Raw genomic sequence first — 9,887 nt, forward strand, 5'->3', positions numbered from 1 at the left:
GAAGTAAGGGGCTTATGACGGCCCCTTACCCTCATTTAATTATTGCTCACTTTTACCGTCTTTCTCTTCTTGTTTCTTTTTGGCAATGTCTTCCAGTAGCTTCAGTCCGAGAAGTCCGCTGATAGGACCATTGACGCCATCGCCACCACTGATGAGCACATCCGGCATGATGCGTATGTTCTGTGCACCGATGGCTTCCATCACTTTCAGCTGGGTGAAGTTGTTACCGCCCATCGCTTCCACGGCGAGCTTGTAGGATTCCGCGCTTGACTGACCAATTGCCAGGATCTTCTCTGCTTCTGCCTTACCGGTGAGGGCAATTTTTTCGGCGTCAGCTTTCGCGATCCATTCCGTACGTTCCGCTTCCGCTTTTGCGAGCAGTCTTACTTTTTCCGCTTCACCACTAGCCAGCAGTTTCATACGGTCGCTTTCTGCGTTGGCCTGCAGGCGTACGCTGTTGGCATCACCAGTGGCTTTCTTCACAGCAGCATCCGCAATCCTTTCAGCAATCAGTACACCCTGATCAGCTTTCACAATGTCTTTCTGCATTTCAGCAACGGCGGTTTCCTTCTCGAGTGACTGCCTGGTTTCCTGCGCCAGTTTTTGTGTTTCGTAAGTGATCTTCTGTTCCTCTGCGATCTTACGGTCGGTGAGTGTCTTCATGAGGCTTTCAGGCGGAACAATGTCACCGATCAGCGTGTCCACACCGAAAACGTTGTATTGATCCAGCACCTTTCCGATATGCTCCCTGGCAGCAGTCTGTCTTTCTTTACGGCTGGTGAGGAAGCTGATCACATCTGCACCCTGTGCGGAGTTACGGAAATAGTTACCGATAGTGGGTTCCAGCACCTGTGTTACCAGGTTACTCATGTTTCCGAACCTGGCAATTACCTTTGGCGCCTCTATAGTGGGGATATGGATGATCTGCGATACATCGAGGTTGAAAGTAAAACCGTCGCGGCTTCTCACTGTAATGGTAGACAGGTTTTTGTCGAGCTGGTGTGCTTCGCTTCTGGCAGAGGCCCAGTTGAGCACCAGGTTGGTGGTCGGCACAAGCTCCACTTTCATGATGTAAGGGTTGATGGGATACTTACCGGGACCTAACGGTTCCGCCCATACGCCTTTGGTACCTTTCGCCACGATGTTACCGTGTTTGAACTCTGCACCGCTGAGATCCACACCGTCGTTACCGACGAAGGAGATCACCACACCTACGTGACCGATTGAGATTTCTGTCATGCGTACCATTTCCATTTTGGCGAACCAGGGGTTGATGAAGTAGGAGCCGGCCAGTATCACCTGTTCCTGTAAACCTTTGTAGCCACCACGCTGCAGGAAGGTATCCACATCCTGGAAGTTGTTATGTCCATCTATCACACGGCCCGCGATGGAACCAGCTTCAATGGCTTTCCCTTCCAGCGTGGTAACAATACCCACCGCATTGTCAGGAATAGAGATCATGTCCGTGATTTCTATTTCAAAGAGGAAGGTGTTGATACGATAAGAACCTGGCGTAATGATAGCGGTCTGTCTACCTTTGCGGCCTCCGTTCTGAAGGAAGCCTACAGCATCCTGAAAGGAGTCGCATGGCACCTTTCGGGCAAGGATGGCGCCTGTTTCCAGCTCCGCCCCATCTTTGGCGAGTACCAGTCCGATTTTACCGGTAGGGATAATCGTGAATGGCTGGAACGCAACGCTGTACTGCCAGAACCATTTCCAGAAGTATACGCCGGGCGCGAGTGTCTGCGCCTGGAAGCCCGCTTCTCCGTTTACGGCCAGGATGCGGCCTTCGGGGAGTTCCTGCTTACCGAAGAGCACAAATTTTTTAGTGACAAGACCGATGCGGTCTTCAGGGACAATGACTACGCCAAAGCATATACGAAGTATAAGTTTGTACAATAACAGGCATAGCAGGGGTACGCCAATGAGCAGTACCCATCTTAAAACTGACATTTCCATAAAATTGGGATTTGTTAAGCGTTATAGGTTTGAGTGTATTGTTTGTATATATAGACAGGCATTCCCGCTGCTGGAGGAATAATATCGTGCGTACAACAGTGCTGACGGAATATATATCCGCAGATCGTTAGTCACCTGAAATATTGGCCTAATGTCTTGGAGGAGAGGTATTGAAGTTAGTAGCTATGTATGATGTAAGGCTGCTACTGGAGCAAGGGTCAGATTCCATTGTAAAAATGAATTACGATGTAAAATTGGTAATTATTTTTCATCTGTCAAAATAAATAACAAAAAATCCCGCTGCATGAAAAGTTGGTCAAGGCTTTTGATTCTTCAAAAAAGAATCTATATTGAGACTTATATACTAACATGCTAAAACGATTTTTTCTTTAGTCAACCAAACAATCTTTATATTTGCTTTGAAGCTAAAACGATTTAGCGATAATTTACATCTTTAACTATTTATGAAAAATTCCATGGCATTAGGAATTGATATCGGGGGCTCTCATATCACAGCGGCACTGGTGGATCTGGAGACAAGGACGATCGTAGCAGCATCCTGGAACCGCAAACGTATTGATTCGCTGGGAGCAGCGGAAGAAATTATTGACGCCTGGGCGGTGGTCATTGATGATGTTTTCAGAGACACGCCTGCCACAGACAGGTATATTGGTATCGGGATGCCCGGCCCCTTTGATTATACAGAAGGTATCAGCCTGATGAAAGATCAGCACAAGTATGATTCACTTTACCAGGTGAATGTAAAGCACCTGCTGGCAGACCGGTTGGGAATGGGGGCTTCACAGATCCGGTTTATCAATGATGCCGGTTGTTTTTTACAAGGTGAGGTATTCAGTGGCGCAGGCCGTAATTATCAACATGTGATAGGGCTTACGTTGGGCACGGGTCTGGGATCTGCGGTATTTCACGGTCAGCTTGCAGAAGATGCGAATCTCTGGTGCGCTCCTTTCCTTGATGGCATGGCGGAAGATTATTTGTCTACCCGCTGGTTTGTGAAGAGATACCAGGAGCTGAGCGGCGTCACCGTTGCTGATGTGAAAAAGCTCACGGAGCAGATGGATGCTGATCCCCGTGTGGCGGATGTGTTCAATGAATTTGCAGGTAATCTGACAGCATTCCTTACTTCCTTCATCAGAAAGGAATCTCCGGAGGCCATCGTGATTGGTGGTAACATTTCCAATGCAGCTGATCTTTTCTTTCCTGCTGTAATTGCCGGACTTGAGAAAAACAATATTCATATTCCACTGCTGAAAGCCGTATTGGGAGAGCAGGCAGCTGTAATAGGCGCAGCCAGCCTGTGGGAGAAAAGTTAATTTTAAGTCTTTATTCTTTGGCCTTTAGCTTTCGGGTGCATTAACTATGATCTCCGGATGCTAAAGGCTAACCACTGATCCCTGTAAGCTAAAAAACATATGCTAAATGTTGGCCCGTTTATCCGTCTATTCCCTCTGGTGACATCGTTCCCGATACCACTCATCATTATTTAGCCCCGATCAGCTTGCATATCTTTCCATGTCTTTCTATCTTACCATACCATCTCCGTGGCTACCATACAATACAGTGAACTAACGTTAACAGCTATACGAACAGATCAATCAAAATATATATGGCAAACCAAAAAAGCGATTCTAGGCGGGCGTTCCTAAAAAATTCCCTTGGCGCGCTGGCCGCTTTTACAATTGTTCCACGTCATGTACTGGGGCGTGGCTACCTGGCGCCCAGCGATCAGCTGACGAAAGCGGTGATCGGTGTGGGTGGTATGGGACGTGGGCATTTCGGCTATGCAGGCACCCGGGTGGTAGCAATCTGCGATGTTGACCGCAATCATCTGAAGCGGGCTATGGAACTGCTGAACACCAAAGGAGTGAAAACTTTTTCTGACTACCGCGAAGTGATCACACTGCCGGAAGTGGATATTGTACATGTGGCCACGCCACCGCACTGGCATGGTATCATTGCTGCCGATGCAGCACGCGCCGGCAAAGACATCTGGTGCGAAAAACCAATGACTGCCACCATCGGTGAAGGTAAGCGTCTTGTGGAAGCCGTTCAGCAACACGGCCGTATCTTCCGTCTTAATACATGGTTCCGCTTCTCCGATAACTTCTATGGCATGGGTACTACCGTGAAACCCATCAAGAAGCTGGTAGACAGTGGGCTCCTGGGATGGCCGCTGAAAGTAACCGTAAGCAGACATACCGGTTTCGACTGGAAATTCTACTGGGTAGGTAAAACCAATCTGGAACCGCAGCCTGTGCCGGCAGAACTGGATTATGATATGTGGTTAGGCCCTGCGCCTTATCGTCCTTACAACCCGCACCGCGTACATCAAACGTTCCGCGGCTACTGGGATTATGATGGCGGCGGCCTGGGAGACATGGGGCAGCATTACCTTGACCCAATCCAGTATTTCCTCGGAAAAGATGATACCAGTCCGGTAAGCGTGGAAGTGGATGCGCCACAGCAGCATCCGGACGCGGTAGGCACCTGGAGAAGGATCACCTACACCTATGCAGATGGTTGCCAGATTATACTTGATGGTGAAGCCAAAGATGAGAAAGCCGCTTATATAGAAGGTCCGAAAGGTAAATTGTATCCCGGTTTCAGATCAGATATACCGGATCTGGAGAAAAAGCTCGCCGCTTTCCCTGACCCTGCGCCACAACAGACAGATTTTGTGTATGCCGTGAAGAACAGGAAAAAATTTGCCCTCAATGAAGAGAATGGCCACCGGTCATGTACCCTTGTGAATATGGGCAAGATTGCATTAAGACTGAACCGCTCTCTTAAATTTGACCCGGTGAAGCAAGAATTCATTGGCGATGAAGGAGCCAACAGTCTTATATTCCAGCCAATGCGCGGTCCATGGACGATCTGATCCGCCACCTCTTCATTATTCAAGTAATTTCATTATGAAAAATATTCGACATCTACTCATTGCATCGCTGATCGGCTGGAGCAGTATTGCCGCCGCGCAAGGCCCGGCAGACCAGCGTGCTTTCCATACCAAAGTGGCGGATGTGCTGGCACTGATGCCATCCCCTGATAAATCTCAATTCAATACTAATATGGAAGCCATTGCCGCTCTCGGAGAGGAAGGCGTGGCTACTATCGCTGGTATGCTGGCCGCTCCGGGCAAAGGTGATAACACACAATTACAGTACGCCCTTTCCGGTTATGCATATTACGTAACGCAACCAGGTAAAGAGTCCCTTCGCAAACAAGTTGTGGCCGGGCTTTCTAAGGCACTCGCCAAAACCAGCGATCCGGAGAATAAAGTATTCCTGATCACGCTGTTGCAGACCACTGGTACAGAGGCCGCTGTAAACCCTTTACAGCCGTTGCTTTTAACAGACCGTTACTGTGACCCCGCTGCTCGTGCACTGGTAAAGATCAATACGCCTGCTGCACAGGATGCACTGCTCGGCGCGCTGCCTACCGCCACGCCGGCCAATAAGATCACCCTCGTGGAAGCACTGGGTGACAGCCGTAACCGCAAGGCTGTTGCTGCGATCACGCCGCTGGCGAACAGCTCTGATAAAAAGCTGGCGAAAGTAGCACGCTATGCACTGGCGCAGATCGCCGATCCGGCTTCTGCTGCTGTGCTCACCAGCGCTGCCGCCAAAGCAGGATATATCTATGACGAAACGGATGCTGCTTCTTCCCTGTTGGCATATGCGGGACAATTAGCTGCGAACGGTAACAAAGCCGTCGCGCAGAAAATAGGGGAGTCGCTTGTAAAGCAATGCACTGCCGATGCGCAGGCACACACACGAACCGCTGGTCTGAAGCTCATTGCGGATATTGCAAAAGAGAAAAGCATGCCCTGGCTCACACAGGCTGTGGCCGGGAAGAACACCGCCTACCGCGACGCTGCGCTGAAATTTGCCGCGCCTTATGCTGCATCTAATGCAGCGGTGTGGTTAACACAACTGAAAACCGCTAACGATGATACAAAGGCAGCCATCATGGGCATGCTTGGCGACAATAAAGTGAAAGCCGCATTGCCGGCTATTCAGGCGCTGACAAAGAGCGGCGACGAAAAGGTAAGACTTGCCGCCATCGCTGCCAGCGGACAGACAGGCGGCGTAGCTGCACTGCCTGTGTTGCTGGAAATGATGAAAACCAATGATGCTGCGGATATTGAAGCAGTGAGTAATGCTTTGCTCATCATGCCGGGCAATGAAGTAACTGAGCAGGCTGGCGCCGCATTGGGTACCATGCCTCCCGCTGCCCAGATAGCCCTGCTGGCGATACTATCAGCCCGGAAGGCTGACGGCCGTGTCCAGGATGTGTTGGCACTGACCGACAGTAAGGATGCTGGCGTGCGGGTAGCCGCGATGGATGCATTGCGCAATGTGGCAGGGAGAGCGAATCTACCTGCCCTGTTTACCTTACTGAATAAGGCTGGTAATGATGAGTTTGGCAGTATACAATCTGCCCTTGTTAATGCCGGTGCTTCAGCCGCTGATGTACTGACGCAGATGCAACAGGCGCCCGCAGAGAAACAGTCGCGCTACCTGGCAGTACTGGCTGGCCTCGGTGACAAATCTGCACTGCAACCGGTAGTTGCTTCCTTCAGTAACGGTAATGAGCAAACGAAAAAAGCGACAGTGGCCGCCCTCGCAAGATGGAAAGATGGGAGCGCAGCGCCCGCACTGTTAAAAATAGCCAGGGATGCTGCCAGCGGTGCTTACCGCGAAGAGGCGCTCAGCGGCTATATATCGCTTATCAACCGGTCAGGGTACACGGCGGACCGGAAGTTGCTGATGTTGCGGGATGCTATGGAACTGGCTTCCACACCGGCTTTGCAGAAGAGCATCCTGGCAGTGACAGAGCAATGCAAAACACTGCCTGCTTTATTCTTTGCCGGCAAATACCTCGACAACAGCGCCGTGCAGCAACAGGCAGCTATGGCTGTGATGAACATCGCGCTCGCTGATAAATCCTATAACGGCGCCCTCGTACGTTCACTGCTGGAAAAGACCAGCCAGGTACTGAAAGGCCCTGATGCAGATTACCAGCGTCAATCCATCCGTAAATACCTGGCAGAGATGCCGGCAGGCGACGGGTACGTATCAATGTTTAATGGAAAAGACCTGAGCGGCTGGAAAGGATTGGTAGACAACCCTATCGCCCGTGCGAAGATGGATGCCAAAACGCTTGCAAAGGCGCAGGAAAAAGCAGATGAAGTGATGCGCAAAGGATGGTCTGTGAAAGATGGAATGCTGGTGTTTAACGGTCAGGGTGAGAATCTCTGTACGGATAAGAAGTATGGCGATTTTGAAATGCAGGTAGACTGGAAGATTACGCCTAACGGTGACGCAGGTATATATCTGCGTGGAACGCCACAGGTGCAGATATGGGATACTGCCCGCACTGACGTGGGGGCACAGGTTGGCTCCGGTGGATTATATAATAATCAGCAACATGAAAGCAAACCGCTGAAACTGGCCGACAACGGCATAGGTGAGTGGAATCATTTTCGCATTATCATGAAAGGCGACCGCGTAACGGTTTATCTCAACGGCGTACTCGTAACAGATAACACCATCCTGGAAAACTACTGGGACCGCAATCTGCCTATCTTCCCGGAAGAACAGATAGAGCTGCAGGCGCATGGTACCAACGTTACTTACCGTGATCTTTATATCAAAGAGATCCAGCGGCCGAAGCCATTTACGCTGAGCGAAGAAGAAAGGAACGCTGGCTATAAGCTATTGTTCGATGGCACCAACATGCACGAATGGACCGGCAACACCAAAGACTATGTAATCGATGAAGGTAACCTGGTGATCTATCCGAAAAATGGTGGTCACGGTAACCTGTATACGAAAAAGGAGTACAGCAATTTCTCTTTCCGTTTTGAGTTTATGCTCACTCCTGGCGCCAACAACGGACTGGGCGTGCGCGCACCACTGGAAGGCGATGCTGCTTACATGGGTATGGAGTTACAGATATTGGACAATGAAGCAGATATCTACAAAGACCTGCATGAGTATCAATATCATGGCTCTGTATATGGTGTGATTCCAGCCAAACGCGGCTACCTGAAACCAGTTGGAGAATGGAACTATGAGGAGGCTATTGTGGATGGTACGCACATCAAAGTGATCCTGAACGGTACGGTGATCCTCGATGGCGATATTGCTGATGCCCGCAAGAACGGTACCCGTGACCATAAGGAACATCCGGGTCTGAACAATACGAAAGGCCATATCGGTTTCCTGGGCCATGGATCTATTGTACGCTTCCGGAACATCAGAGTAAAAGAACTGTAAACACTGCAGAACCAAGGCGTTCTCTTTATGGCAAACAGCTCCCTTCGCAAGCGGGGGAGCTGTTTTTTATTGAATGATATTGATCATGGCTTCAGTTCGAACACATCGATCATGCCAGGATAAGCTACACGCCTGGTTGGTAGCGGATATCTGCGTCCACCTGCCATATATAGTTTGTTGCCAACTGTCACAGACTGCATATTCATGGCGCCGCCACTTGTCAATGGAACAGTGACAGCAGCGTGTGTTACGTCATCGTAAATATCAGCTGTCTGATGTTCATCACTGATGTCGCCGCCACCTGCCAGTATCAGTTTGTTACCGATAGAACCCAGGCCGACACCGGTTCTGGGAGTAGGTAGATTAATGAAGGATGTATTGGCGCTGAGGGTAGTATATACCTCTACGAATGTCTTGTCGTTTACATTACCGACTACATGGCTGGTTCTGTCAGCAATACAAACTTTATCATTCAGCAAAGTGGCAATAGTCTGGAAATAAGCAAAAGTTACAGAATGGATGGTCCATGTATTATTGATGGTATTCAGGATCTGTATGATGTTGCTCACGAAAATGATTTCATTACCTCTTGCTACTGCTGCGGAATACTTCATGCCATATGGTAATGGAATAGTACTCCATTGGTTCGTGGTGGCGTCGTATACATCCACAATTTTCTGGTAGTTACCTGCACTGTCCACTCCGCCGGCGAAATAGGCTTTGTTGCCAATAGCGGCGCCACTCATGCCATATCTGGGTTTGCTCAGAGAAGCAACGGTCCATTGTTTGCTATTGGTGTCATACAGATCTACTGTAGTTGTCGCAACAGCTCGCGGCGCCTTTATTTTAGGATTGGTGCCGGGTTTAATGTTAACGGTATCCAGCAGATTGCCGCCTGCAAACAATACTTTGGAACCGGCAGTAACAGCGCTAACATCTGTTCTCGCAGAACTTAAATTGGCCTGCCCCCAGGTCTGCGTAGCGGTGTCATAAATATCAATGATGCTTTGATGGCCACCGGTTATTATCAATGCAGTGTCAGGAGTATATTGTACGTAAGCCTGCATGTTGGTGCCACCTGCAAAATAGATCTTACCGTTGCTGGCGGTGATACCCATGTCTGCCCTGGGAATGCTCAGTCTAAGTGTACCTGTTTGTTCTAGTTTGGTGTAGGATAACAATGGATTTGTAGCTACAGCTGCTTTCAGTGTTCCATTGATAGGCTGCAGTTCTTTGTCAATAAGGTTTTTGGTGCAGGAGCTGGCCAATAGTACAGCCATCACCGGCACGATAGTTTTCATCTTGCAGTTCATGTGAGTAGAGAATATGTTTTTTTGCATATTCATTGAATAATTAACCTGACAAGGAAGGAACACCTATCGCAGTGAAGATGAAATTAATGTTAAGGGGTAATTCCTGATTAACTACACGTTGATAACTTGGAGGTAATTATTCCCTCCTGCTTTGTGATTTATTTATATTTCGAAACAGTATTGTCCGACTAAAATAAGTGAATAAAGCATAAAAAAAGGGGGCAAGCCCCCCAATAGTTTCTATGTTTGGGTTACCACACCTTAAACGTAAAAACTTGGATAAAGATAAAAAATTTACCGGACAGCCGATTTT

General features: G+C 49.0%; 5 protein-coding genes. 3 read left to right on the forward strand and 2 right to left on the reverse strand.

All coding sequences use genetic code 11. The features are described 5' to 3' along the window. Window positions 1-39: 39 nt before the first annotated feature. Entirely contained in the window at window positions 40-1,953 is a 1,914-nt protein-coding gene (locus VM802_RS29640; RefSeq protein ID WP_325537658.1) for an SPFH domain-containing protein, read from the reverse strand. Between the two features lie 482 nt (window positions 1,954-2,435). On the opposite strand from VM802_RS29640, the gene VM802_RS29645 reads away from it, so the two are divergent. The 3 genes from VM802_RS29645 to VM802_RS29655 all read left to right on the forward strand — a co-directional run bounded on the left by VM802_RS29645 (window position 2,436) and on the right by VM802_RS29655 (window position 8,261). Then, window positions 2,436-3,293 carry an ROK family protein gene (locus tag VM802_RS29645; RefSeq protein ID WP_325537661.1) on the forward strand — a complete coding sequence of 286 codons (858 nt, stop codon included), beginning with the start codon at window positions 2,436-2,438 and terminating at the stop codon, window positions 3,291-3,293. 293 nt (window positions 3,294-3,586) lie between these two features. Then, window positions 3,587-4,858 (forward strand): Gfo/Idh/MocA family oxidoreductase, encoded by a 1,272-nt coding sequence (locus tag VM802_RS29650; protein WP_325537663.1) that lies wholly within the window; start codon window positions 3,587-3,589, stop codon window positions 4,856-4,858. Between the two features lie 34 nt (window positions 4,859-4,892). Then, a complete protein-coding gene (locus VM802_RS29655; protein ID WP_325537666.1) occupies window positions 4,893-8,261 on the forward strand; it encodes a DUF1080 domain-containing protein in 3,369 nt (1,122 codons plus the stop codon). Between the two features lie 83 nt (window positions 8,262-8,344). Here VM802_RS29655 and VM802_RS29660 read toward each other — a convergent pair whose 3' ends face one another. Then, window positions 8,345-9,574, reverse strand: coding sequence for a Kelch repeat-containing protein (locus VM802_RS29660; protein WP_325537668.1), 1,230 nt, complete (start codon window positions 9,572-9,574; stop codon window positions 8,345-8,347). Window positions 9,575-9,887 lie beyond the last annotated feature (313 nt).

This window comes from Chitinophaga sp., from assembly GCF_035538455.1.
GTDB lineage: Bacteria > Bacteroidota > Bacteroidia > Chitinophagales > Chitinophagaceae > Chitinophaga.